Here is a 23,765-nt window from a genome sequence, read left to right as displayed (position 1 = left end):
CTCGCTCAGTGCGAGCGTTCAGTGCTCTCCTGCTTCGTCTCTTGCGCAACGGCCGGCGCATGCGCAGCGTGCTGCGTGAACGGGTGCCACACCGGCGTGAGTGAAGGCAGTTCGTCGAGAAGCGAGAACTGATCGAGTGACGTGTTTTCGAACATGATGGCCTCTTGAATCCTTTCTGACGCGACGATCAGCGCGTCGTCACATTGCCTTGCGCCGCCGAGCCATTGGCGTACTCGACGATCTCGCGGTTGCGCGCTTCCGCCTGCGCCGCATCGCGTGCGCGTTGCTCGCTTTGCGCAGCGACGGCATCGCCCCACATGCCGCGTTCCGGATACGAGTTGCGATTCAATGCCGGCAGGGAGCCGTTCGAATACGCTGCAACGAGTTCGGCACGCACCTGGGCGCGCGTCTTGGGCGTATCGCTCGAGGTCGCTTCCGTCTGCGTCTGGACCTGATACGTGCCTGCGCGGCCGATGCCTTGGCCGCCTTCCGCGAATGCGGTAGTCGTGACGACAGCGGAGATGGCTGCGAGAGAAAATCCCGTGATGAGCTGTTTCATGCTTGCGACTCCTTTCATTCCGATTGCGGCGTGCGGGCAATTGCGAATTGCAATTGGAAAATGAGCACGCTGCGTTGGGAGTGAATGTAGTCGCGCGGCACACGCGGATAAATGCCGTATCCGCGAATAGATTTATCGATTTCGGCGAATAATGGCGCGAGGGCTTGTTGGGCGGGCGTTTGCACCGCCCCGGAAGATAATCGGCTATGCGACGATATCTTCGGTGCCCGCGACTTCAGGCGTGCCGTGCCGCACGATGGTCGGCGATGACGTGCTCGTAGGAAGGCAGCGTTCTTCCGCATCCTTCTGGCCTTGCAGAAGCGGGCAGCGTTCGAACAATTCGGCTGCCCAGTCGACGAACACGCGCACCTTCGGCGACAGATGCCGGTTATGCGGATACACCGCGGAAATCGGCATTGGCAGCGGATTCCATTGCGGCAGCACTTCGACGAGCTCGCCCGCCCGCAGATGCGGCAACGCCATGAAACGCGGCACCTGAATGATGCCGACGCCCTTCAGCCCGCAACTGAGATACGCTTCCGCGTCGTTCACCGCGATCATGCCGCGCATCTTCACTTCGATGGTTTCGTCGTCGATGACGAAATCCATATCCATGACGCGCCCGGTGCGGCTCGAAAAATAATTCACCGCCGTGTGATTCTGCAAATCCTCGATCGTTCTCGGCGTGCCGTTGCGTTCGAGATATTGCGGGGCCGCTACCGTCACGCCCTGAAACACGCCGATACGGCGCGCAACGAGACTCGAATCCTGCAGCGTGCCCACGCGAATCACGCAATCGACGCCTTCCTGAATGAGATCGACCGGCTTGTCGCCAAAGCCCATCATCAACTCGATCTCCGGATAGCGCGTATGGAAATCGCATAGCTGCGGCATCACGATGAGCCGCCCGATCGCCCCCGGCATATCCACACGCAACTTGCCGTGCGGACCCTTTCCGTTGTTCGAGAACGAGCCTTCGGCTTCCTCGATGTCCGCGAGGATGCGCACGCAGCGCTCGTAATACGCGGCGCCATCGGGTGTGAGATTGAGCCTGCGTGTCGTGCGCTGAAGCAGACGCACGTTCAGATGCGCTTCCAGATTCTGAATGATCGTCGTGACGGAGGCGCGCGGCAGATTGAGCGTATCCGCTGCGCGCGAAAAGCTATTGGTGTCCACGACGCGGGTGAATACCTGCATTGCTTGTAGCCGATCCATGTTCTCTCACCTTCTTTACTTAGCGACGCAACTATTTAAGCGAGCGCTAAAAAATAACGGAATGAACGATCGCAAGGGATAACCACGATTGTTCGGTGCGACCGAATTGTGTTGCCGGATTATAGGCATTTATTAAAAAAGGCGCGGACTCCAGAATTCGCAGCATCGCAACTTATGCGTGCAGGCCTTGCAGCACAGGCCTTGCACCGGAAATAACCATGGCATCACTGTTGGATCTGGAGTCGAGCCCCCGCTTGTGCATCGAAGATGTGCACATCACGGGACACACGCAACCCATCACGCTGCGCAGCTATCGTCCCGCATCGGATGGCACGGTGTTGCCCATCGTTCTTTACTTCCACGGCGGCGGTTTTATTCGCGGAGGGCTCGACGACGCGGATATTGCCGCCGCGACGATCGCACGCGATACGCCCGCGTGGGTCGTATCGGTCGGCTATTCGCTCGCGCCGGCGTTTCCGTTTCCGGCCGCGCCCGAGGACGGCTATCGCGCGGCGCAATGGGCCGTCGCGCAGGCCCGCGCGCAGCGCGCCGATCCGCAGCGTATCGGCGTCGCCGGTCATGACGCGGGCGGCAATCTCGCGACTTGCGTCGCTGCCATCGCACGTGATCGCGGCGATATTCGCATGTCCGCGCAAGCGCTGCTCGCGCCGCTGCTCGATCCGAGCATGACGCGTCTCGCCGACGAACGCAAAGTGCTGTGCCCCGATTTCGAAGCATGCGAATGCGCGCAGTGGTATCGCGCGTATCTGCCAAATGCTTCGCAACGCCTGCATCCGTATGCCGCGCCGCTCGAGTCGCGCCGTCTCGGCGGCTTGCCGCCAGCGATCATCGCGAGCGCCGAGCACGACCTCCTGCATATCGAAGCGGAGAAATACGCGGGCGAACTGATCGCGGCGGGCGTGCCGACCGAGGTTACGCGTCATGGCAAGACGTCCCATCAGGCGCTCGCCGCGCATCCCGATGCGCTCGCCGACGTCGTGACGTTCTTCAGAAAACGGCTGGCGCGCGCGAAGTAAATACGGAAGCAAGCGCAAGAAACGGCGCGCATCGCACGCAATACACAACAACAATCTCAACGCAACCGGAGCTCTCACCATGTCTTTCACTCGCAAACGCATCTACGCCGCGCTAGGCGCGACGCTGATCATCGTGGGCGCGGGCGGATATACCGCCTGGCGCGGACACGGCGATTCAGCAATAAACGAAGCCAAGGCTGCCGCTCACAGTCCGACCGCGACGGAAGTCGACGTCGCGGCCGTGGTGTCGAAGACCATCACCGACTGGCAGAGCTATTCGGGCCGTCTCGAAGCGGTCGATCACGTCGACATTCGCCCGCTCGTGCCGGGCACGATCGTCGCCGTACATTTCAAGGATGGCCAGCTCGTGAAGAAGGGCGATGCGCTCTTTACGATCGACCCGCGCCCTTACGAAGCCGAAGTGGATCGCGCACAGGCGCAGCTCGCGGCGGCGCAGGCGCGCAATGGCTACACGTCGACGGATGCGGCGCGCGCAGAGCGGCTGCTCGCCGATAACGCGATCGCCAAGCGCGACTACGACGAAAAGCAGAACGCCGCGCGCGAGGCCGTCGCCAACCTGAAGGCCGCGCAGGCTGCGCTCGAGACCGCGAAGATCAATCTCGCTTACACGCATATCGTCGCGCCGGTGGCGGGGCGCGTGTCGCGCGCGGAGCTCACCGTCGGCAACATCGTGTCTACGGGCGCGAATGCGCCGTTGCTGACGACGCTCGTGTCCGTGTCGCCGATCTACGCATCGTTCGATGTCGATGAACAAACGTACTTGCGCTATCTCGGCCGCGATGCGGGCAGCGCGGTGCCAGTGTCGCTCGGTCTCGCGAACGAAGACGGCTATTCGCGCGAGGGCGTTGTCGATTCCGTCGATAACCGGCTCGATACGACCTCCGGCACGATCCGCGTGCGCGCGCGCTTCAGCAACCCGGACGGCACGCTGGTGCCGGGCCTCTACGCGCGCGTGAAAGTGGGTGGCGGCACGCCGCATCCGGCCGTGCTCGTGGAAGACGAAGCCATCGGCACCGATCAGGACAAGAAGTACGTGATGGTCGTCGACAAGGACAACCGCGTGCAGTACCGCGAAGTGACGCTCGGGCAGACGCATGAAGGCTTGCGTGTCATTTCGAAGGGCCTGCAACCGGGCGAGCGCATCGTCGTCAACGGCTTGCAGCGCGTGCGTCCCAACGACATGATCAAGGCCAACAACGTCGCCATGAACGACAGCGGCGCTGCGCCCGCGCCCGCCGTGAAGACCGCATCGGCACAGTGATGCGCGTCATCCGCAACACACAGAACCCGTCATGAACATATCCAAATTCTTCATCGACCGCCCGATCTTCGCGGGCGTGCTATCGGTGGTCGTGCTGCTGGCAGGCATCATCGCGATGTTCAAGCTGCCGATCTCCGAGTATCCGGAAGTCGTGCCGCCTTCGGTCGTCGTGCATGCGCAGTATCCTGGCGCGAACCCGAAGGTGATCGCGGAGACCGTGGCCTCGCCGCTGGAAGAGCAGATCAACGGCGTGGAGGACATGCTCTACATGCAGTCGCAGGCCAATAGCGACGGCAACCTCACGACCACGGTCACGTTCAAGCTCGGCACCGATCCCGACAAGAACACGCAGCTCGTGCAGAACCGCGTGAATCAGGCGTTGCCGCGTCTGCCGCAGGACGTGCAGCGCCTGGGGGTGACGACGATCAAGTCATCGCCGACGTTGACGATGGTGGTTCACTTGAACTCGCCCAACGGCCGCTACGACATGACGTATCTGCGCAACTACGCGCTGATCAACGTGAAGGACCGGCTCGAACGCATTGCGGGCGTGGGCGAAGTGCAGCTATGGGGCTCGGGCGATTACTCGATGCGCGTATGGCTCGATCCGCAGAAGGTCGCGCAACGCGGCATGACGGCGACGGATGTCGTCAACGCGATCCGCGAGCAGAACGTGCAGGTCGCCGCGGGCGTGATCGGCGGTTCGCCGACGCTGCCGAACGTGCCGCTGCAACTGAACGTGAATGCGCGCGGCCGCCTGCAGAACGAGTCGGAGTTCCGCGACATCGTGCTGAAGACATCGCCGGATGGCGCGGTGACGCATCTGAGCGATGTGGCGCGCGTCGAACTCGCGGCATCGGAATATGGCTTGCGCTCGTTGCTCGACAACAAGTCGGCGGTTGCAATCGCAATCAATCAGCAGCCGGGCGCGAACTCGCTGCAGATCTCCGACGAAGTCCGCAAGACGATGAAGGAGCTGAAGGCCGACATGCCCGCGGGCCTGGAATATCAGATCGTCTATGACCCGACGCAGTTCGTGCGTTCGAGCATCGAAGCGGTGATTCATACGCTCGCGGAAGCAATCGCGCTCGTGGTGCTCGTGGTGATCGTGTTCCTGCAGACGTGGCGCGCGTCGATCATTCCGTTGCTCGCCGTGCCGGTGTCCATCGTCGGTACGTTCTCGCTGCTGCTCGCGTTCGGCTTCTCGATCAACGCGTTGTCATTGTTCGGGATGGTGCTCGCGATCGGTATCGTCGTGGACGATGCGATCGTGGTCGTGGAGAACGTGGAGCGCAACATCGAGGCGGGCTTGTCGGCGAGAGAAGCCACGTATCAGGCAATGCGCGAGGTGAGCGGGCCGATCATCGCGATCGCATTGACGCTGGTTGCAGTGTTCGTGCCGCTCGCGTTCATGTCGGGTCTCACGGGCCAGTTCTACAAGCAGTTCGCGATGACCATCGCCATCTCGACGGTGATCTCCGCGTTCAACTCGCTGACCTTGTCGCCCGCGCTCGCAGCACTTCTGCTGAAAGGCCACGACGAGCCGAAGGACTGGCTCACGCGCGGGATGGACCGCGTGTTCGGCGGCTTCTTTCGCGGCTTCAACAAGGTGTTTCATCGCGGCTCGGACGCGTATGGCAAGGGCGTAAAGAGCGTCATCAATCGCAAGGCCTTGATGATGGTGGTGTATGCCGTGCTGCTCGCCGGCGCCGTGCTGATGGGCAAGGTCGTGCCGGGCGGCTTCGTGCCCGCGCAGGACAAGGAGTATCTGATCAGCTTCGCGCAACTGCCGAACGGTGCATCACTGGATCGCACCGAAGGCGTGATCCGTCAGATGTCGGATATCGCGCTGAAGCAACCGGGCGTGGAAAGCGCGGTGGAGTTTCCGGGCTTGTCGGTGAACGGCTTCACCAACTCGTCGAGCGCGGGCATCGTGTTCGTCACGCTGAAGCCCTTCAAGGAGCGCGTGCATGACAAGGCGCTGTCGGCGAATGCCATTGCGGGTGCGCTGAATCAGAAGTACGCGGGCATCAAGGGTTCGTTCATCGCCGTGTTCCCGCCGCCGCCGGTCCTCGGTCTCGGCACGCTCGGCGGCTTCAAGATGCAGCTCGAGGATCGCGGCGCGCTCGGCTATGCGGCACTTGCCGATGCGACGCAGGCGTTCATCAAGCGCGCATCGCAGACGCCCGAGCTCGGACCGACGTTCTCCAGCTATCAGATCAATGTGCCGCAGTTGAATGTCGATCTGGATCGCGTGAAGGCGAAGCAACTCGGCGTGTCCGTGACGGACGTGTTCGACACGATGCAGGTCTATCTCGGCTCGCTCTACGTGAACGACTTCAATCGCTTCGGACGCGTGTATCAGGTGCGCGTGCAGGCGGATGCGCCGTTTCGCGCGAACCCGGAAGACATCGGCCTGTTGAAGACGCGCAACGCGAATGGCGACATGGTGCCTTTGTCGTCGCTCGTGAAGGTCACGCCGACGTATGGCCCTGAAATGGTCGTTCGCTACAACGGCTATACCGCCGCGGACATCAACGGCGGCCCGGCGCCGGGCTATTCGTCGGGCCAGGCGCAGGCGGCGGCGGAACGCATCGCGGCGGAAGTGCTGCCGCGCGGGATCAAGTTCGAATGGACCGATCTCACGTATCAGCAGATCCTCGCGGGCAATGCGGCACTGTGGGTGTTCCCGATCAGCGTGCTGCTCGTGTTCCTCGTGCTTGCCGCGTTGTACGAAAGCCTGACGCTGCCGCTCGCGGTGATCATGATCGTGCCGATGAGCATTCTGTCGGCGCTGCTCGGCGTATGGCTCACCGATGGCGACAACAACATCTTCACGCAGATCGGCTTGATGGTGCTGGTGGGCTTGTCGGCGAAGAACGCGATCCTGATCGTCGAGTTTGCACGCGAGCTGGAGATGCAGGGCCGCTCGATCGTGCAGGCCGCGATCGAAGCGAGCCGCCTGCGTCTGCGCCCGATTCTGATGACGTCCATCGCGTTCATCATGGGCGTGGTGCCGCTCGTGCTCTCGACGGGCGCGGGTTCGGAGATGCGTCACGCAATGGGCGTCGCGGTGTTCTTCGGCATGCTGGGTGTGACGCTCTTCGGTCTGATGCTGACGCCGGTGTTCTACGTGATCCTGCGCAAGCTGTCCCGCACCGAGCATGTGACGGACAAGCACGGCTCGCATCCGCAGATGCGCGGTATCGGTGCCTCCTACGAGGCGCAATGAGGTCGATGATGAATAAGCTACATGTGTTATCGAGTCTGATGGCTTCGCTGTTGCTGGTGGCGGGCTGCTCGCTCGCGCCCACTTACGAGAAGCCGGACGTGAATGCGCCGTCCGCGTACAAGGAAACGCCGCAAAAGCCGCTCGATGCATCGGAAGCGGGCACCTGGAAGACCGCGCAGCCTTCGGAAGAGATGATGCGCGGCGAATGGTGGACGATCTTCGACGACGCCGCGCTCAACGATCTGGAGAAGCAGGCGCAGGACGCGAACCAGAACCTGAAGGCGGCAGCGGCGCGCGTGAAGGAAGCGCGCGCGATCAACCAGACGGCCCGCGCGGGCCTCTTTCCGACGCTCGACGCGGGTTTCGGCCCGACGCGCGAGAAGCTCTCGCCGGCATCGCAGTTCCTGCCGGCCGATGGCAACGTGCCCGCGCAGACGTTGTGGCGCGCGCAGGCGAGTGCGTCGTATGAAGTGGATCTGTTCGGCCGCGTATCGAACTCGGTGCAGGCCGCGAATGCGGACACGCAGCAGAGCGAGGCCTTGTTCCGCTCCGTGCAATTGGCGTTGCAGGCGGACGTCGCGCAGAACTACTTCAATCTGCGCGAGCTCGATGCCGAGACGGATGTCTTCACGCGCACCGTGCAGTTGCGCGAGGAAGCGCTGAAGCTCGTGCAACGCCGCTACACCGAAGGCGATATCAGCGAGCTCGATGTTGCGCGGGCGAAGTCGGAACTGGCGACGGCGCGCTCGGATGCGATGACGGTGCAACGTCTGCGCGCGGCATCGGAACATAGTCTCGCCGTGCTGCTCGGCAAGGCGCCCGCCGAGTTCTCTATAGCCGCGAACCCGCTCAAGCCGGTCACGGTGCGCGTGCCGCCGGGGCTGCCCTCGGCGCTGCTCGAACGTCGGCCGGATATCGCATCGGCGGAACGCGCGATGGCGGCGGCGAACGCGCGCATCGGCGTGGCGAAGGCGGCGTTCTTCCCGTCGCTGACGCTCACGGGCTCGGGCGGCTTCGAATCCGCGACGCTCGGCGATCTCTTCAAGTGGTCGAGCCGCACGTTCCTGCTCGGGCCGTTCGCGGGCACGGCGCTGAACATCCCGATCTTCGATGGCGGCCGGCGCAAGGGCAATCTCGCGAATGCGCGCGCCATTTATGAAGAGGATGTCGCGAGCTATCGTCAACAGGTGCTCGTTGCGTTCCGCGAGGTGGAGGACAACCTTTCCGATCTGCGCATCCTCGAAGACCAGACAGCGACACAGGACGATGCCGTGAAAGCATCGGTGCGTGCCGCGCAGCTTTCGCGCACGCAGTACACCGAAGGCGCGGTGAACTACCTCGACGTGATCGATGCGGAGCGTACCGTGCTGCAGACGCAGCGCGCGTCGGTCGAGCTGCGTGGGACACAGGCGGTATCGACGGTGAATCTGATCCGCGCACTGGGCGGCGGCTGGGGCGATGCAAAGCCCGCGCCGGTGCCCGAACCGAGTCTCGCTCAGAAGTGACGTGAATATGGCCCCGCATTGCGCGGGGCCAATTCGTTAGTGTTCGCTGAAAAGAAGGATCGGAGAGACGCAGTGGATTGTTCGTCTCCCGGAACATATGTCTTCACCTGGGCGGCGTTTATCCGCGAGGCTCCATTCCTTAGAATTCTGATCATGGGATAGGGAGCCGATGATGAAAGACTTGATCGCAAGACAACTGTATCAGCCGGCGGTGGTGCTGCCACTGCTACTGTTGACGCGCCTGATGGTCACGCTCGACTTCAATCTCGCGCAGGTCATGTTCGTGATGGTGCTCAAGGGTTCGCAGCACGCATATCAGTTCGCGCTGCGTCACACCGTGGCGCGTCAGCGCGGTAATGTCGCCGTGAAGCGCGTTCCCTGCAGCAACTGCTGCTGACGCGAGCCGTATCATCGAACGTCAATACACCTCAGGAACGTACATTTCATCCGGCACGGGTTGCCGCAGATAATCGGGATTGAATACGCGCTCGGGCAGCTTGATCGGCTCATGCTCGATCTCGTGATACGGCACCTGGCTCAACAGGTGATGAATGCAGTTCAGGCGCGCACGCTTCTTGTCGACGGCCTGCACGACCCACCACGGCGCTTCGGGAATGTGCGTGCGCTGGAGCATGACTTCCTTCGCGACCGTGTACGCTTCCCAGCGGCGTCGGCTCTCCAGATCCATCGGGCTCAGCTTCCACTGCTTGAGCGGGTCTTCGATACGCGCCTCGAAGCGCACTTCCTGTTCGTCGTCGGTGATCGAGAACCAGTACTTGATGATCTGGATGCCGCTGCGCACCAGCATCTTCTCGAACTCGGGAACCGAGCGGAAAAACTCCTCATATTCTTCGTCGGTGCAGAAGTTCATCACGCGCTCGACGCCCGCGCGGTTGTACCAGCTTCGGTCGAACAGCACGATCTCGCCCGCCGCGGGCAAGTGCGACACGTAACGCTGGAAATACCACTGCGTGCGCTCGCGATTATTCGGCGCAGGAAGCGCCGCCACGCGGCACACACGCGGATTCAGGCGCTGCGTGATGCGCTTGATCGCGCCGCCTTTGCCCGCCGCATCGCGTCCCTCGAACAGCACGACCAGACGATGCCCCTTGTTCACGACCCAGTCCTGCAGCTTCACGAGCTCGCCCTGCAGACGGAACAGCTCGCGGAAATAGGTTTTGCGCAAGCGCCGTTCTTCTTCCGAGAAGGTCGATTCGCCGTCCAGGAAGCGGTCGTCGACTTCCATCTCGAACTCTTCGTCGTAGCTGTCGATGATGTCGGCGTGGAAGCGGCGCTGTTTTTCCGTCTGATTCATGAAGGGCTCCGTGGGCGTTCCTGGGCTGCCGCCGTCGCGTTTGACCGGTCGCGGCGCGGGCCGGGCGATTATGACGGTATTCGATGGCATTCATACGACAACGGTCGATTCAAACATTGTAGAAAGCCGCGCGTGCGGCCTCAAATCCGGCGCACGGCTTTGTGACACGGCGCCGCGCGCCGTTAGAATGTTCCGGCATTTCGATGGCATGCCAATGGCATTGTCGACCTCATCTCAACATCTACCGCGAGCGAACACGATGACCGCAACGATCCAGAGTTTCGACGAAGCCCAAACCGCGCGCCTCGTGCCTTATGACCGGCTCGTGGACACGCTCGCCGCAACGATGCTCGACTACGCGGCGGGCCGCATCGTGAGTCCGGAGCGCATGGTCGTGCCGATCGAGGGCGGCGTCATGCTGTCGATGCCCGCGAGCGCCGCCGATATCGCGATGCACAAGCTCGTCAATGTATGCGCCGGCAATGGCGCACGCGGCTTGCCGACGATCCACGGTCAGGTCACCGCGTACGACGCCACGACGGGCGTGCCGCAATTCATGCTCGACGGTCCCACCGTGACGGGGCGGCGCACGGCGTCCGTGTCGATGCTCGCGATCCGCGCCCTTCACGTCGTCGCGCCGCGCGAGGTGCTCGTGATCGGCACGGGCAAGCAGGCTGCGTATCACGTCGAGGCGCTCGCCGCCGTTTATCCGGATGCGCGCATTCGCGTACAGGGCTCCCGTCCTGAACGCGCACGCGATTTTTGCGCCGCGCATGCGTCGGCTTCGGGCAATCTCGCCGTGCTCGAAGACACCACGATTCCCGATTCGGTCGATGTCGTCATCGCCGCCACCACGAGCAAGACGCCCGTCTACACGATGCCCGCGCGTGCGGGGCGGCTCGTGATCGGCGTGGGCGCCTTTACCGCCGATGCCGCAGAGATCGCCGCCGCGACCGTCCACGCGAGCGAGCTTTATGTCGATGACCTCGCGGGCGCGCGTCACGAAGCGGGCGACTTCATTCTCGCGGGCGTCGACTGGAACGCGGTGCATGCGCTCGCCGAAGCGCTCGCCGCTCCGAAAAAGGCCGAGCGGCCCGTCGTGTTCAAATCGGTCGGCTGTGCGGCGTGGGATCTCGCGACCTGTCGCGTGGCGCGGGCGGTTTTGTCGGAGGAAAGCTCGCAGGTGCGATAGACCGCACGAGGGAAATGCTGCTTGGAACGCGACTTGCTAATTGTTTGTCTATTGAAAAGAGGGGCGACAGCGTCCCGAGACTAACGGCGCGCAATGTGCGCCACAGCAATCAAGCCAGCGAACTGACCCATGACAAGTCGATATGACAGCAAATGGCACCCGTGGATTCCGGCGCAAGGTGACGGGCGCGAAAGCGCTAAAGGGAAGCGCCCGGCGGCTCCCCAGGCGAGCGCCGCGCCGCCCGCGGGCTACTTCATCTCCGTGCTGGAGCTTGCGACAGGCGAAAAGCTCGGCAACGACGAGCGTCTGCGCGCCGTGGCCATGCTCGAATCGCAGTTCGGCGAGGGCCGGCCGCGCACGCTGAAAGAAGCGGTGCGCATCTGCGCCGCAGCGATCGATTCGTCGACGTTGCAGCGCATGGCACGCGGCGCAAAGGCCTGACGAGAGTTCGCTGAACGCGCGTTTTTTCACATCAGTGTAAAACGCGCGTGCTCACGGAAAAGCGCCCGGTCGTTCGAGGGCACGCTCGGAGCGCTTATTTGACGGTCTGAATCACTTCGAAGCCTTCGAATTCGGGGTGGCCGAGATAGAGTTGGCGCGTCTCGCCGCCGGCGTTGCGATGCGCGGCGCGAAACGCGTCGGATCGTGTCCAATTCTCGAAGGCCGCCTGGTTCGCCCAGATCGTATGACTCGAATAGAGGACGTGGTCGTCCTTGACCGGTCCTTTGAGCAGATGAAACTCGACGAACCCCGGCACATCCTTGAGATGCGTGTCGCGGCTGCTCCAGAGGCGTTCGAAGTCGGCTTCGGCGCCGGGCACGATCTTGAAGCGGTTCATGGCGATATACATGTCGAAGCGTTTCCTTCTCGTCAGGTCAAAAACATAAGAATCAGCTACGCCCCAGTTCCACGAGCGTCGTGAAACCGCCGAAGAACATGCGCTGCGGATCGAATGGCGGATCGCCGGATTCCATCATCGCCTTGAGCCGCGGGTCTTCCATCACCTTCGCGTTGACGCTGTCGCGCTGCTCGCGCGACGCGTAGACGATATACGAGAACGCCACGGTCTCGCCTTCCTTCATTTGCACGCTCTGCGGAAACGACGTGAGCTTGCCGGGCTTGACGTCGTCGGCGATGGTCTCCACGAACTGCAGTGCGCCATGCTCGAGCCAGATCTTGCCGGCGGCCTCGGCCATGGTGCGGTAGGCGTCGATCTTGTCGATCGGCACGGGTACGACGAATCCATCCACGTAATGCGGCATCTGAGTCTCCTGAATCGGTTCGAGAGCGGACCGCGCGTGCGATGCGCTGCTCGTTTGAGCGATGTGTCAGCAACGAAGTTCAGGCCGCTTCATGCGGCGATTCGGCGGTCCATGCGTCGGCGGGCGAGGCGCGTTTGAGCACCGTCGATGAAAGCGGCGCGAAATTCATTCCGTACACGGACTGGAGCGGCATGCCGAGCATATGCGCGAGCGCCACTTTGACGACGATCGCATGCGTGACCACGATGCAGCGCTCGCGCGCATTCAGGCGATCGACGAATGCAAGCCCCTGCGCGACGCGCGCTGCGAGCATGGCAACGCTCTCGCCGCCGTGTCCGCGCGCTTCTGGATCCGCAAGCCACGCGGCGACCTGCTCGGGCTCGCGCTCGGCTGTCTCGCGTATCGAGTGCCCGCGCCAGCGGCCATAGTCGATATCGTCGAACGCGGGCGCGATTTCGAAAGCATCGGCGATCCATTGCGCGGTCTGGCGCGCTACGCGCGCCGGGCTCGCGATCACGCGTGTATCCCGCACGGAGCGCGGCCCCACCCGCAGCGGCGCGAGTTGAATGCGTGCATCATGCTCGGCATGATCGTCGCCTCCGGGAAAGTGGCCGGTTTTCATCGCGCGCGTAGCGGCGTGGCACAACAGAATGAGTTCCAAGGGAGTCGCCGGGCGAATCGGAATCGTTTTACTTTGCCGCCGATCATCATAGAATGGCAAGCTTGCAGTGCGAGGAAGCCGGTGCAAATCCGGCACGGTCGCGCCACTGTATGCGTTCGTCAGCGTGAAAGCGTTGCGCCGCGAGTCAGACCCCGCTGCATGCTCTTCGTCAATCGGGACGCGCTTTTCCCTGGAGAACCACCATGAATGCTTCCAACACGCCGGCCTTTTCCGCTCCGGTTTCCCCGTCGCTCGACGCACCCGTGCCCCTTCCGGTGCGCGAAGTGCTCCCGTGGGCCGTTTTCATCGGCCTTCTTCTGTTGATCGCAATCTATTTCGTCGGCGCGGAGCAGGGCGCGACGTCGATCTTCTCGGGCATGTACGTCCACGAGTTCGTTCACGATGGCCGGCATCTGCTCGGCTTTCCGTGCCACTGAGGACGCGTCATGATTCGCACTTTGCTGATACGCGGCATGATCGCGGGGCTGATCGCGGGCCTGATCGGCTTCGGTTTCGCTCGTGCGTTCGGGGAGCCGTCGGTGGCGCGCGCCATCGCGTTCGAGCAACATCACGAGCAGGCGCACGACCATGAGCATGCCGATGCCGCGAGAGGCGCCGCGCATTCGCACGATCACGGCGACGAAGAACTCGTCTCCCGCGATACGCAAGCGGGTCTCGGCCTCCTGACGGGCGTTGCGGTGTTCGGCACCGCATTGGGCGGTCTCTTCTCGCTCGTGTTCGCGTTTGCTTATGGGCGCCTCGGCGCGTTGCACGCGCGCGGCACGTCGGCGCTTCTGGCGTTGTTCGGCTTCGTGAGCGTCGCCATCGTGCCGTTCCTCAAGTACCCGCCGAATCCGCCGGCGGTCGGCAATCCCGACACCATCGGGCCGCGCACGGCGCTCTTCTTCGGCATGGTGGCCATTTCCATCGCGGCGGCCGTGTTCGCGCTGTGGCTCTGGCGGCGCATGGCGGCGCGACATGACGGCTGGAACGCGACGCTTATCGCCTCGGCCGCGTATCTCGTCGTGATCGTGGTGGCGCAGCTTGCACTGCCGCGCATCGACGAAGTGCCCGCCGATTTCTCCGCGTCGCTCTTGTGGAACTTCCGCCTGGCCGCGATCGGCATTCAGGCGCTGATCTGGACGACGCTCGGTCTCGTGTTCGGCGCACTCGCCGCACGTGAACTGGACCGGCCGGCTGTCAGGAGAATGGCGGCGGCTTGACGCTTCTTGCAGGCTCGATTGTCCGGCCCACGTTTCGATCGAAGCGTGGGCTTTCTATTTCGCGCTTGCCGCACGCCGTGCGAGCAACGCGTCGAATAAATCGAGCTTCGCGGCTTCGTCCATCGATTTGAAGGTCTTGATTTCTTCGCGGCTTCTGAAGCATCCAAGGCATAAGCCCGTTTCCGGATCGAGCTTGCAGACGTCGGTGCAGGGCGAGCCGATGGGTTCCTGCGTCTTTGCGCGCTCGATCGTGAATGCGAGATCGAGCGGCGTGCGAATGTCTTGCGTCGTCGTCATAGTGATTCGCCGCGAAAGAGCGCGGCAGCGGCGGCCGGATTCGACGGCCAGTAAGCGTGCATGTAAGTGGCCGTGACCGGCCCGTGTCGATAGAGCGCTTCGCCCGATGTGCCCGTCGTCGCGTGTTTCGCCTCGAGGACGGCCTGCATCGGCGTGTGCAGAGTCGAGTAATGGAACGTGTGGCCCATCATCGCGCCGTGCGTCGTGTCGATACGCTGCATCGCGAGGCGCGACAGCTTGCGTTGCATTGCGGCATCGCCCGGAAGAATGCCGAGCATCGCGTGCCGTGTGCCTTCGATGTCCGTCAGCGTGTCGAGCAGATAGAGCATGCCGCCGCATTCCGCGACGACCGGCTTCGCTTTTGCAACGTGTTCGGCGATCGACGCGCGCGCGTTCGCATTTACCGCGAGACTTGCCGCATGCAGCTCGGGGTAACCGCCGGGAAGATAGAGCGCATCCGCATCGTGGGGCGCGGATTCGTCGGCGAGCGGCGAGAATGTGCTGATGCGCGCGCCCATCTCGGCGAGCAGATCGACGTTCGCCGGATAGACGAACGAGAACGCTGCGTCGCGCGCAATCGCGATATGCATCCCGTCGAGCAGACGCGGGGGCGCGGGAAGGGTCGTATCGTCGAAATGAACGGGCGGCGGCAGATCCGCGAGCGCGGTTTGCGCGATCGCGTCGGCGGCGCGATCGAGGCGCGCGTCGAGGCCCGCGATTTCGTCAGGCTGCGTGAGACCGAGATGACGCTCGGGCAGCGCGATATCGTCCGCGTTCGACAGATGGCCGCAATAAAGCAGCCCCTCTGGAATGGTCTCCGACAGCATCTGCGCATGGCGCGCCGACGCGACGCGATTGGCGAGCACGCCATGAAACGGCACGTCCGCGCGATAACGCGCGAGCCCGAACGCGATCGCGCCGAAGGTCTGCGCCATGCCGTGCGCGCCGATCACCGCGAGCACGGGCACGTTGAACGCGGCGGCGAGGTCGGCGCTGCTTGGCGTGCCGTCGAAAAGACCCATCACGCCTTCGATGAGAATGAGATCGGCCTCGCGGGCGGCCTGTGCAAGCAAGGCGCGGCACGCGTCGAACCCGACCATCGAGAGATGCAGCGAATACACGCTCGCGCCGCATGCGCGCTCGAGGATCATCGGATCGAGAAAATCCGGGCCGGTCTTGAACACGCGCACGTTCAGGCCACGGCGCGTGTGATGGCGCGCAAGCGCGGCCGTCACCGTGGTCTTGCCTTGATGCGACGCGCTTGCGCCGATGAAAAGAGCGGGGCAGTCGGGCATTGCGTTCAGAACTCGACGCCGCGTTGCGCCTTCACGCCCTGCTCGCGATAGGGGTGCTTCACGAGCCGCATCTCGGTGACGAGGTCGGCGAGTTCGATCAGCGCATCGGGCGCATGCCGGCCGGTCACGACCACGTGCAGCATCGCGGGCCGCGCCTTGAGCACGTCGAGCACTTCATCGAGCGGCAGATATTCATACTTGAGCACGGTGTTCAGTTCATCGAGCACGACCATCTGATAATCGCCGCTTTCGATCATGCGCCGCGCCTCGTTCCAGCCTTTGCGCGCAGTGGCCATGTCGGCCTCGCGGTTCTGCGTGTTCCAGGTATAGCCGTCGCCCATCGTGACGAAATCGCAATGCGCGATCGCGCCGAGGAAATCGCGCTCGGACGTATGCAGCGCGCCCTTGATGAACTGCACGACGCCGAGCTTCATCCCATGACCGAGCACGCGCACGGCCATGCCGAACGCCGCCGTGGTCTTGCCCTTGCCGTTGCCGGTATTCACGATCAGCAGGCCTTTTTCATGATCGGCGGCGGCCTGCTTTTTCTCGTGACCTTCCTTGCGACGCTGGGTCATGCGCAGATGCGATTCGGTATCGGTTTTCACATCGACTCCATTCGAATGGGGTTGCAGCGGGTCTTTGCATGACGAAAGACGGCCGTATCGTACATCAGCAGCGGCCGCGTTTTCGGCTTAATTCTGCGCTAACAGACGGTGGGCATCATGCAGTCACGCAATCACCGACTTCAGGAGCAAGGAAATGGACGCGCTCTATCTCTATCTGGAACTCGTGGCGCTGGCCGTTCTCGTCTGGCTTTGCCGCGATAAGTTCAAGCCACCCGTTGCAAAGCCGCTCGCCGAAACGGCGCGCCCGCGCACCACGGCCAAACCGGTGTTCATGTTCCGTTCGCATCGGGTTCATGCGCCATTGCGACCGCGACAGTTACGCCGCAACCGATCGTCTTTGGCACGATGAGCGTGTGCGCGTTGCCTGCAAGCAGCGCGCATGGCTCGCATACGCCATCGACGTTCATATGTTTCGCCGCGTGATGTGACATCGCCGTGCGAGGCGTGCGCGCGATCTCATCGGCGGTATAAAAGCGCAGCGGCAGGCCATGACGTGCGCAGAAAGCGAGCAAGCCCGCTTCGTTTCGCTTCGCATCGATGCTCGCGACGATCGCGATGTCGCCGAATTCGAGCGTGCCCAGCGCGACGCGCACCGCATGTTCGATCGCATCGGCGCTCGTGTCGCGCCTGCAGCCGATGCCGACGGCGAGCCGCATGATTGCAGGCACATTCATGCGAACGATCGAAGATTTCATGGTGAATGACGAGAGTGCGCTGCGTGGGCCGACATTATGACACCGCGCGAGCGGCGTCATTTCTTGACGCTCGCGCGCGCCGGGCCTAGACTTTCACGCAGTTTTGGTGCTCGCGCGCGGATTCTCTCGTGCGCAGTTAAACGGGAAGCAGGACACGTTCCTTTCGACCGATCGAGCGGACGTCAACCTGCGCTGCCCCCGCAACGGTAAGCGATTCCCCGCGCGCGCGATGTTTTCATCGCACGATCGGGAAGCCGGCTTCGAGGCCACTGCGCGTAGTAACGCGCGGGAAGGCGAAGCGGCGCGGTCGTCAGCCCGGATACCGGCCAGACTTTCACGGAGGATCGCTGTCGCGGGGATGCGGCGCGGCCCATGTTCATTCAAGCGTGTGCTTTCCTTTTTCATGCCGCAGCGTTGCCACGCATCGCGCGACACGAAGCGCACGCATACGAAGCCACGGAGCTACGATGCAAACCCGCAAGATCCCCGTCACGGTCGTGACCGGCTTTCTCGGCAGCGGCAAGACCACACTGATGCGCCATATCCTGTCCAACGCGAAAGGAAAGCGCATCGCGGTCATCGTCAACGAGTTCGGCGAGCTCGGCATCGACGGGGAAATCCTGAAGGGTTGCGGCATCGGCTGCGACGACGAAGCCGGCTCAAAAGACCGCAATCTGTATGAACTCGCAAATGGTTGCCTGTGCTGCACCGTGCAGGAAGAGTTCTATCCGGTGATGGAGCAGCTCGTCGAGCGGCGCGATGGCATCGATCACGTGCTGATCGAAACATCGGGTCTTGCGTTGCCGAAGCCGCTCGTGCAGGCGTTCAACTGGCCGTCGATCAAGAACGCGTTCACGGTCGATGCGGTCGTCACCGTGGTCGATGGCCCCGCTGCCGCAAGCGGCCAGTTCGCGTCGAACCCCGTCGCCGTCGATGCGCAGCGCAAGGCCGATCCGAATCTCGATCACGAATCGCCGTTGCATGAGTTGTTCGAAGATCAGCTTTCGTCGGCGGATCTCGTCATCGTGAACAAGACCGACCTCATGGACGAGGCAGCGCTGCACAAAGTCGAAGCGCTCGTGCGCCCCGAGATCCCGCCCGAAGTGAAGATCGTGCCCGCGCAAATGGGCAGGCTCGACGTGCATACGCTGCTCGGCCTCGGAGCTGCATCGGAAGAAACGATCCATCTGCGGCACGATCATCACGGCTCGCCCGACGAAGAAGGCCATGCCGATCATCATCATGACGCGTTCGATTCGGTCGTCGTTCATGGCAGGGTCGAATCCCGCGAGCAGGCCATCGCGGCGTTGCACACGCTCGTCGAGCATCACACGATCTATCGCGTGAAGGGTTTCGCGGCATTGCCGGGCGCGGCGATGCGGCTCGTCGTGCAGGGCGTAGGACGTCGTTTCGACAGCTATTTCGATCGCCGGTGGCAAGCCGATGAAGCGAAGACGCAAAGCCGCTTCGTGCTGATCGGCGAAGACCTCGATCGCGACGCGCTGCAACGTGCCTTCGACGCGGCGCTCGCAAGCGCCTCCGTGCAGGCGTAACAGCCATGCATCTGCTTCGCACGACACCGGGAGGCTTCGTCGACGATGCGCAAGGCGTCATGCGCATCGAGCAGACACGTGCGCCGATCGTGGTGCTCAGTTCCGCCGACACGACGCTTGCGTTGCTCGCGAGCGTCTTTCCGCGACTCGAAGCGGGCTTTCCCGACGTGCGGCTCGCGAATCAATCGTTTTTACGCCAGCCGGCATCGGTCGATTTCTATGTCGACGACGTGTTGCGTCACGCGAGGGTCGTGATCGTCGATCACCTCGGCGGCGAATCGTATTGGCCCTATGGCATCGAGCGGCTCGTCGCGCTCGCGAAGCAAGAGCAACAGATGCTCGCTATGTTTTCAGGCGATCTCACGGAGGATCCGAATCTCATCGGCAAGAGCACGGCGGATGCGGAGTTTTGCCGCGAGCTGTCGCGCTATCTACGCGAAGGCGGCGCGCGCAATGCGGAAGAATTCCTGCGCTCGATTGCGCATCGCGCGTTCGGTTTCGGGCGCGAACCGCAACCGCCGAGGCCGCTGCCCGCGGTCGCGATCTATCATCCCGAACGCGATACCGCCGCCATCGAAGACTGGCAGGCACGATGGACAGAAGGCGCACCCGTCGCCGCGATCCTGTTCTATCGCGCGCACTTGCAGTCGGGCAATACCGCCGTGTTCGATGCGCTCATCGAAGCGCTCGAGAAAGAAGGCATGAATCCGCTGCCGATCGCAATTTCATCGCTGAAGGAAAGCGTGAGCCGCGAAGTCGTCGAACGTTTATGCGCGGAGCATCGCGCATCGCTCGTGTTGAATACGACGGCCTTCGCCGCGAGCGTGATCGGGCAAGACGAAACGTTCGAAGTCGCGGGCGATGCGCCTGTGCTCCAGGTCATCCTGAGCGGCGGCAATCGCGACGACTGGCAAAAGGACAATCACGGCCTGAACTCGCGCGACGTCGCGATGCATGTGGCGCTGCCCGAAGTCGATGGCCGCATCATCACGCGCGCGATCAGTTTCAAGGGACTCGCTTATTACTGCAAGCATACGCAGGTGGACGTGGTGCGCTATCAGGCCGATGCGGAACGCGTGCGCTTCGTCGCCGAACTGAGCCGCCGCTGGTGCAGGCTGCGCCAGACGCCGAACGCGCAGAAGCGCATCGCGCTCGTGCTCGCGAACTATCCGGCAAGCGAAGGGCGCATCGGCAACGGCGTGGGACTCGACACGCCCGCATCGACCATCGGCATTCTGTCGATGCTCGCGCGCGAAGGCTATCGCGTGGGCGACATTCCAGAGACTGGCGATGCGCTCATCGCCGCGCTGACCGAAGGCGTCACGAACGATCCCATCGTGCGCGACTTGCGGCCCGCGCTGCAAAGTCTTTCGGTCGATGAATATCTCGATGCGTACCGCACGCTGCCCGCCGATGCGCGCGCCGCGCTGGAAAAGACCTGGGGCGCGCCCGAAGACGACCCTACGGTGAGACGCGGCCGCTTCATGATCTCGGGCTATCGTTGCGGCGAAGTCTTCGTGGGGATTCAGCCTTCGCGTTCGCGCGAACGCAACGATTACGCGAGCTATCACGACGCCGAACTCGTTCCGCCGCATTCGTATCTCGCGTTCTATTTCTGGTTGCGTCTGCGCTTTCAGGTGGATGCGCTCGTGCATGTCGGCAAGCATGGCAATCTCGAATGGCTGCCGGGCAAGAGCATCGCGTTGTCGTCGTCGTGCTGGCCCGATGCGATCCTCGGACCGATGCCGCATCTTTATCCGTTCATCGTGAACGATCCGGGCGAAGGCAGTCAGGCGAAGCGCCGCGCGCAGGCCGTAATTATCGATCATCTGATGCCGCCGCTCACGCGCGCCGAGAACTACGGGCCGTTGCAGGATCTGGAGCGTCAGGTCGACGAATACTACGAAGCGCTGATGGTCGATGCGCGCCGCGCGAAGCTGTTGCGCAAGTCGATCCTCGCGACCATCGTCGAGAACAGGTTGCACGAAGAACTTGGCCTCGATGCGCCACGCGACGTCACGAGCGAAGACGCCTTGCTCACGCGCGCCGATGCGTATCTGTGCGAGTTGAAGGAAGCGCAGATTCGCGACGGGCTGCACGTGTTCGGCGTATCGCCGCAAGGCGTGCAGCGCCGCGACACGTTGCTCGCGCTCGGCCGCTTTCCGATCGGCGATGGACAGGGCGCGAACGCGAGCCTCATCACGGCGATCGCGCGCGATCTGCAACTGCCCGATCACTTCGATCCGCTCGACGCCGACTGGGCGGCGCCGTGGAGCGGGCCGCGCCCGCGCGCGCTCGTCGAAGTGAACGATGCGCCGTGGCGTCATCAGGGCGATACGCGCGAACGCCTCGAATCGTTAGCGACGCAACTATTGTCAACTGACGATGCCGCCGCGCCCGGTTCGCATACATCGCTCGTGCTCGAACGCTTGCGCGGCGACGTGCTCGCACGCCTCGACGCATGCGGCCCGCAAGAGCTTTTGCAACTCAAGCGCGGCCTCGAGGGGCGTTTCGTGCCGCCGGGTCCGAGCGGTTCGCCATCGCGCGGCAGGCCCGATGTCCTGCCCACGGGCCGCAACTTCTATTCCGTCGATACACGCGCATTGCCGACGCAAGCGGCCTGGTCGCTCGGGCTCAAGTCGGCGAACGCGCTGGTCGAGCGTCATGTGCAGGATCACGGCGATTTTCCGCGCGCGATCGGCTTGTCGGTGTGGGGCACGGCAACGATGCGCACCGGCGGCGACGATATCGCGCAGGCGTTCGCGCTGATTGGCGTGCGGCCGAAATGGGCGGCGGGCAGCCATCGTGTGACCGACTTCGAGGTTCTGCCGATATCGATCTTCAACCGGCCGCGCATCGACGTGACGCTGCGCGTATCGGGCTTTTTCCGCGATGCGTTCGCGAACCTCATCCATCTCTTCGATGCCGCCGTGCAGGCCGTAGCCGAGCTCGACGACGAGACCGACGACGTCAACCCGATCCGCGCGCGCATCCTGCGCGAACGCGACGAATTGATCGCACGCGGCATCGAAGGCAAGGAAGCGCGGCGGCGCGCGGGCTGGCGCGTTTTCAGCACGAAGCCGGGGGCCTATGGCGCGGGTTTGCAGGAACTGATCGACGCAAGACAATGGCAATCCGACGCGGATCTTTCCGCGGCTTATCAAAGCACGGGCGGTTACGCGTATTCGCAGACGGGCGATGGCGTCGAAGCGCGCGCGACCTTCGGCACGCGGCTTTCGACGCTCGATGTCGTCCTGCAGAATCAGGACAACCGCGAACACGATCTGCTCGACTCGAACGACTATCATCAGTTTCAGGGCGGCATGGTCGCGGCCGTGCGTTATTTATCGGGCTTGCAGCCGCAGGCGTATAACGCGGATCACAGCAATCCCGCCGCGCCGCGCGTGCGCACATTGAACGAAGAGATCGCGCGGGTGGTGCGTTCGCGCGTCGTCAATCCGAAGTGGATCGATGGCGTGAAGCGGCATGGCTACAAGGGCGCATCCGAACTCGCCGCAACCGTCGATTATCTTTTCGGCTACGACGCCACCGCGCGCGTCGTGTCGGATCATCAATACGCGCTCGTCACCGACGCCTATGTGAACGACGCCGACACGCGCGACTTCATCACGCGACACAATCCGCACGCGCTGCAATCGATCTGCGAGCGCCTGCTCGAAGCGATGCAACGCGGCCTGTGGCAGGAACCCGCCGGCTACCGCGAGCAGATAGAACGGCATCTGCTCGATGTCGAACAAAGCATCGAGGGCCGACACAATTGAACCCGCTCACTTTTCCCTTCACCGCGTTAGTCGCACAAGCGCCCTTGCAGCAAGCGCTTTTGCTTGCGGCAGTCGATCCCTCGATCGGCGGCGTGCTCGTCAGCGGGCCGCGCGGCACGGCAAAATCCACGGCGGCGCGCGCACTCGCGGAACTGTTGCCCGAGGGAAAGCTCGTGACCTTGCCGCTCGGCGCAAGCGAAGAGCAGTTGATCGGCACGCTCGACATTCAAAGCGCATTGCGTGACGGCGGCGTGAAGTTTTCGCCCGGCCTGCTCGCGAAGGCGCATCTCGGCGTGCTGTATGTCGATGAAGTGAATCTTCTGCCGAATCCGCTCGTCGATCAGTTGCTCGATGTCGCGGCGAGCGGCGTCAACATCGTCGAACGCGATGGCATTTCGCACCGGCATGACGCGCGCTTCGTGCTGATCGGCACGATGAATCCGGAAGAGGGCGAGTTGCGCCCGCAACTGCTGGATCGTTTTGGTCTGGCTGTGGAGATGAGCAATTGCTTCGATGCGCTCGTGCGGCAGCGCATCGTCAAGTCGCGGCTTGCATTCGATACCGATCCCGATGCGTTTCGCGCGCGGCACGCGACCGAACAGGCGTCGCTGGCCGAGCGCATTCATGCGGCGCGCGCGGCGCTCACGCAATTCGATTTCGACGATGCGGTTCATGCGCGCGTGAGCGAGCTTTGCATCGAGGCGCATGTGGACGGCTTGCGTGCGGACATCGTGATGCTGCGCGCGGCGCGGGCGCTGGCCGCGTTGGAGAATGCAGCGAACGTGGCCGTAACGCATGTCGAGCGTGTCGCCGATGCGGTGTTGAAGCATCGCCGGCGAGAAGCCGGATCGCCTTCACGCGAACCGGCCGGACGTGAACCCGCGCCGCGGGATGCGAGCGCGGCGGAATCCGACTGGGGCTACATGCCGCCGGAGCCGGCCGGAACCGCGAAGGTCAAGGAAGTGAGGTCGCTCGCCGCAAAAAAAGCCTGATCCATCGAAGGCGAGACGCGGATGCCCTCGACGCAGGGC

Annotated in this window: 23 protein-coding genes and 2 riboswitches; of the genes, 12 read left to right on the top strand and 11 right to left on the bottom strand. The window is 63.2% G+C overall.

The annotated features are described in order from the left end of the window. Nucleotides 1-5 precede the first annotated feature (5 nt). The 3 genes from NCS58_RS18800 to NCS58_RS18790 form a co-directional block, all read right to left on the bottom strand. The gene (locus NCS58_RS18800; RefSeq protein ID WP_250477442.1) at nucleotides 6-155 is read right to left on the bottom strand and encodes a hypothetical protein; all 150 of its coding nucleotides are present in this window, start codon (nucleotides 153-155) and stop codon (nucleotides 6-8) included. Between the two features lie 32 nt (nucleotides 156-187). Further along, nucleotides 188-559: a DUF4148 domain-containing protein gene (locus NCS58_RS18795; RefSeq protein ID WP_061116045.1), complete on the bottom strand. Its 372-nt coding sequence runs from the start codon at nucleotides 557-559 to the stop codon at nucleotides 188-190. Nucleotides 560-763: 204 nt separating this feature from the next. Further along, on the bottom strand, nucleotides 764-1,774 hold the full coding sequence (locus tag NCS58_RS18790) for a LysR family transcriptional regulator (protein ID WP_061115632.1): 1,011 nt from the start codon (nucleotides 1,772-1,774) through the stop codon (nucleotides 764-766). Between the two features lie 218 nt (nucleotides 1,775-1,992). Between NCS58_RS18790 and NCS58_RS18785 the strand changes: the two genes are divergently transcribed. From NCS58_RS18785 to NCS58_RS18765, 5 genes are all read left to right on the top strand, one after another. Then, on the top strand, nucleotides 1,993-2,811 hold the full coding sequence (locus tag NCS58_RS18785; protein ID WP_061115633.1) for an alpha/beta hydrolase fold domain-containing protein: 819 nt from the start codon (nucleotides 1,993-1,995) through the stop codon (nucleotides 2,809-2,811). A 79-nt stretch (nucleotides 2,812-2,890) separates the two neighbouring features. Next, complete coding sequence (locus NCS58_RS18780; protein ID WP_061115634.1) at nucleotides 2,891-4,093, top strand: efflux RND transporter periplasmic adaptor subunit; 1,203 nt, start codon at nucleotides 2,891-2,893, stop codon at nucleotides 4,091-4,093. Nucleotides 4,094-4,124: 31 nt separating this feature from the next. After that, entirely contained in the window at nucleotides 4,125-7,325 is a 3,201-nt protein-coding gene (locus NCS58_RS18775; protein WP_061115635.1) for an efflux RND transporter permease subunit, read from the top strand. A gap of 5 nt (nucleotides 7,326-7,330) precedes the next feature. Further along, nucleotides 7,331-8,830: an efflux transporter outer membrane subunit gene (locus NCS58_RS18770; protein ID WP_409241826.1), complete on the top strand. Its 1,500-nt coding sequence runs from the start codon at nucleotides 7,331-7,333 to the stop codon at nucleotides 8,828-8,830. A 172-nt stretch (nucleotides 8,831-9,002) separates the two neighbouring features. Then, nucleotides 9,003-9,227 (top strand): hypothetical protein, encoded by a 225-nt coding sequence (locus tag NCS58_RS18765; RefSeq protein ID WP_061116046.1) that lies wholly within the window; start codon nucleotides 9,003-9,005, stop codon nucleotides 9,225-9,227. 21 nt (nucleotides 9,228-9,248) lie between these two features. On the opposite strand, the gene ppk2 is transcribed toward NCS58_RS18765, so the two are convergent. After that, on the bottom strand, nucleotides 9,249-10,145 hold the full coding sequence (ppk2, locus tag NCS58_RS18760) for a polyphosphate kinase 2 (RefSeq protein ID WP_061116047.1): 897 nt from the start codon (nucleotides 10,143-10,145) through the stop codon (nucleotides 9,249-9,251). A gap of 259 nt (nucleotides 10,146-10,404) precedes the next feature. Between ppk2 and lhpI the strand changes: the two genes are divergently transcribed. Both lhpI and NCS58_RS18750 read left to right on the top strand, forming a co-directional pair. Continuing rightward, on the top strand, nucleotides 10,405-11,337 hold the full coding sequence (gene lhpI / locus NCS58_RS18755) for a bifunctional Delta(1)-pyrroline-2-carboxylate/Delta(1)-piperideine-2-carboxylate reductase (RefSeq protein WP_086960595.1): 933 nt from the start codon (nucleotides 10,405-10,407) through the stop codon (nucleotides 11,335-11,337). A gap of 129 nt (nucleotides 11,338-11,466) precedes the next feature. Beyond that, complete coding sequence (locus tag NCS58_RS18750; RefSeq protein ID WP_061115638.1) at nucleotides 11,467-11,778, top strand: hypothetical protein; 312 nt, start codon at nucleotides 11,467-11,469, stop codon at nucleotides 11,776-11,778. Between the two features lie 94 nt (nucleotides 11,779-11,872). Here NCS58_RS18750 and NCS58_RS18745 read toward each other — a convergent pair whose 3' ends face one another. The 3 genes from NCS58_RS18745 to NCS58_RS18735 all read right to left on the bottom strand — a co-directional run bounded on the left by NCS58_RS18745 (nucleotide 11,873) and on the right by NCS58_RS18735 (nucleotide 13,260). Beyond that, nucleotides 11,873-12,187 carry an antibiotic biosynthesis monooxygenase gene (locus tag NCS58_RS18745; protein WP_061115639.1) on the bottom strand — a complete coding sequence of 105 codons (315 nt, stop codon included), beginning with the start codon at nucleotides 12,185-12,187 and terminating at the stop codon, nucleotides 11,873-11,875. A gap of 40 nt (nucleotides 12,188-12,227) precedes the next feature. Beyond that, nucleotides 12,228-12,599 (bottom strand): DUF1428 domain-containing protein, encoded by a 372-nt coding sequence (locus NCS58_RS18740; RefSeq protein WP_061115640.1) that lies wholly within the window; start codon nucleotides 12,597-12,599, stop codon nucleotides 12,228-12,230. 79 nt (nucleotides 12,600-12,678) lie between these two features. Beyond that, the gene (locus tag NCS58_RS18735) at nucleotides 12,679-13,260 is read right to left on the bottom strand and encodes a histidine phosphatase family protein (protein WP_061115641.1); all 582 of its coding nucleotides are present in this window, start codon (nucleotides 13,258-13,260) and stop codon (nucleotides 12,679-12,681) included. Between the two features lie 48 nt (nucleotides 13,261-13,308). Further along, a riboswitch (cobalamin riboswitch) is annotated at nucleotides 13,309-13,435 on the top strand. 28 nt (nucleotides 13,436-13,463) lie between these two features. Between NCS58_RS18735 and NCS58_RS18730 the strand changes: the two genes are divergently transcribed. Continuing rightward, nucleotides 13,464-13,697, top strand: coding sequence for a CbtB-domain containing protein (locus NCS58_RS18730; RefSeq protein WP_061115642.1), 234 nt, complete (start codon nucleotides 13,464-13,466; stop codon nucleotides 13,695-13,697). A 9-nt stretch (nucleotides 13,698-13,706) separates the two neighbouring features. After that, nucleotides 13,707-14,483 (top strand): CbtA family protein, encoded by a 777-nt coding sequence (locus NCS58_RS18725; RefSeq protein ID WP_061115643.1) that lies wholly within the window; start codon nucleotides 13,707-13,709, stop codon nucleotides 14,481-14,483. A 54-nt stretch (nucleotides 14,484-14,537) separates the two neighbouring features. On the opposite strand, the gene NCS58_RS18720 is transcribed toward NCS58_RS18725, so the two are convergent. From NCS58_RS18720 to NCS58_RS18705, 4 genes are all read right to left on the bottom strand, one after another. Further along, on the bottom strand, nucleotides 14,538-14,780 hold the full coding sequence (locus NCS58_RS18720) for a DUF1289 domain-containing protein (protein ID WP_061115644.1): 243 nt from the start codon (nucleotides 14,778-14,780) through the stop codon (nucleotides 14,538-14,540). Continuing rightward, complete coding sequence (locus NCS58_RS18715) at nucleotides 14,777-16,075, bottom strand: cobyrinate a,c-diamide synthase (protein ID WP_061115645.1); 1,299 nt, start codon at nucleotides 16,073-16,075, stop codon at nucleotides 14,777-14,779. Before NCS58_RS18715 ends, NCS58_RS18720 begins: the two co-directional genes overlap by 4 nt. Before the next feature lie 5 nt (nucleotides 16,076-16,080). Beyond that, a complete protein-coding gene (gene cobO / locus NCS58_RS18710; protein ID WP_061115646.1) occupies nucleotides 16,081-16,683 on the bottom strand; it encodes a cob(I)yrinic acid a,c-diamide adenosyltransferase in 603 nt (200 codons plus the stop codon). Nucleotides 16,684-16,973: 290 nt separating this feature from the next. Further along, nucleotides 16,974-17,378, bottom strand: coding sequence for a cobalamin biosynthesis protein (locus NCS58_RS18705; protein ID WP_250477441.1), 405 nt, complete (start codon nucleotides 17,376-17,378; stop codon nucleotides 16,974-16,976). 108 nt (nucleotides 17,379-17,486) lie between these two features. Continuing rightward, nucleotides 17,487-17,745: riboswitch (cobalamin riboswitch) on the top strand. Nucleotides 17,746-17,866: 121 nt separating this feature from the next. Here NCS58_RS18705 and cobW point away from each other — a divergent pair. The 3 genes from cobW to NCS58_RS18690 are packed head-to-tail and all read left to right on the top strand — an operon-like array spanning nucleotide 17,867 to nucleotide 23,726. Then, complete coding sequence (gene cobW, locus NCS58_RS18700; protein ID WP_061115648.1) at nucleotides 17,867-18,952, top strand: cobalamin biosynthesis protein CobW; 1,086 nt, start codon at nucleotides 17,867-17,869, stop codon at nucleotides 18,950-18,952. A 5-nt stretch (nucleotides 18,953-18,957) separates the two neighbouring features. Continuing rightward, entirely contained in the window at nucleotides 18,958-22,734 is a 3,777-nt protein-coding gene (gene cobN, locus NCS58_RS18695) for a cobaltochelatase subunit CobN (protein ID WP_250477440.1), read from the top strand. Next, the gene (locus NCS58_RS18690) at nucleotides 22,731-23,726 is read left to right on the top strand and encodes an ATP-binding protein (RefSeq protein ID WP_061115650.1); all 996 of its coding nucleotides are present in this window, start codon (nucleotides 22,731-22,733) and stop codon (nucleotides 23,724-23,726) included. Before cobN ends, NCS58_RS18690 begins: the two co-directional genes overlap by 4 nt. Nucleotides 23,727-23,765: the final 39 nt, after the last annotated feature.

Source organism: Caballeronia sp. INML3B, assembly GCF_023631305.1.
Classification (GTDB): Bacteria; Pseudomonadota; Gammaproteobacteria; order Burkholderiales; family Burkholderiaceae; genus Caballeronia; species Caballeronia turbans.
Note: the sequence above shows the minus strand (reverse complement) of the source record. Positions and strands in the feature narration are given on the sequence as shown.